The 1,504-nt window shown below is 54.1% G+C and carries 1 protein-coding gene; it reads left to right on the top strand.

Annotated features, from left to right (window positions below; all coding sequences use genetic code 11):
• Positions 1–111: 111 nt before the first annotated feature.
• Positions 112–1,504 (top strand): Ig-like domain-containing domain (locus Q0628_RS13990; protein WP_298772007.1); only part of this gene is annotated, 1,393 nt, incomplete at its 3' end.

Genomic DNA, 1,504 nt, shown 5'->3' with positions numbered 1-1,504 from the left:
GTTCGAAAACGACGACGAAGCTTTCGCCTTGAAGAATCCGTTTACCTGGTGGCGCCTGCCGTTTAGAATCCGTTGGGGCCGTCTTGGCAAGATTATCCAGATGATTGACTGATGCGTTCGTTGTTGAAAAAATATGGCGCTGCTTTTGCTGCTTTGTGTACGACGGTATTCTTGTCGTGTGCAACGCAGGTGGCGCCTAGTGGCGGCCCCGAAGATAAACTGCCTCCGCGCATTGCGGGCGTTTATCCGGCCCCGAATACGACGAATCACCCTAACGAGCTCATGATCAAGCTCGAATTTGACGAATGGATTAACGCTTCGGTTCCGCGTAGCGCAGTCTCCATTTCACCTCCGATTGACAAGAAGTTGCGCTTTGAGGTGAGTGGCAAGACGCTTGTGCTCACGTCGCGTGCGGTACTCGATACCGGAACGACTTACTCCGTGACTTTTGCGGGCGGCATCAAGGACTTGCATGGCAACGCCTTGTCAAAGCCGTTCCATGTGGTGTTCTCGACGGGTTCGATAATCGATTCGCTCACGCTTTCGGGCCGCGTGCTTGTGGACCAGGCGATGGCACGCAAAAAGGAATACCCGAGTATCGGTTTGTTCTTGATGGGCGAGGAACGAGAATCCAAGCATTACCTGGACAAGTACCGCGACACGACTACGAAGGAACTGAGCAAGGAACCGATGCTGTTGAAGGAACCGCCGCTGTACCTGACGCGCGCGGACAGCGCCGGCCACTTTACGCTTACCGGGCTTAAGGCGGGCCATTACCGCGTTGTCGCCTTTATGGATGGCAACGGCAACCAAAAAATCGAACTTTCGACAGAACAGGTGGGCCTTTGGACGGGTGACTTGGAGTTGACTGCCGAGACAAAGGATACGTTATGGCTTGCCATTGCCGACATGGACACGACCAAGCTCGAACTTTCTTCGGTGACGCAGCCTTACGCCAACGTGCTCGAGGCGACCTTTACTCGCAACGTGTACTTTGATTCCGCCTTTGCAGATACTTCGAATTGTTACCTGGAATCCCCCGAAAGTAAGAAACTCTATCCGAAGCTGGTTTATCTGGGTGCAAGCACCAATCGCCCGCAGTTCTATTTTGATCCGGCGCCGAAAAAGGAAGTGCTTTACAAGTTCATTTGCTCGGCGGCGAAGGATTCCCTGTTCCGTACGCTCGATACGCTCCGCAACGAAGTGGAGTGGGAATGGAAAAAGATGGAAGGCGATACGCTTCCGCCAAAGGTGGCCGGCGTGAGGACGAATTCCAAGGCGAAGACCCTGTTCCCGGATGATTCGCTGGTGGTGTACTTCGACAAGCCCAAGCTCGATTCGCTGGAGCAGACATTCTACATCGCAATCAACAAGGACACGACTCAAGTTCAGGTGAAGCAGATGGACCCGGTGCGCTTTGCGGTTGAAAAGCCCGCGCCGTGGGGCACTGACGTCTCGGTGAATTTCTTGATGGGCTATATGGATACGACACTTGCCGCGGCCG

The organism is uncultured Fibrobacter sp. (genome assembly GCF_937877005.1).
In the GTDB taxonomy this organism is placed as follows: domain Bacteria; phylum Fibrobacterota; class Fibrobacteria; order Fibrobacterales; family Fibrobacteraceae; genus Fibrobacter.
This window is presented reverse-complemented; position numbering and strand designations above follow the sequence as displayed.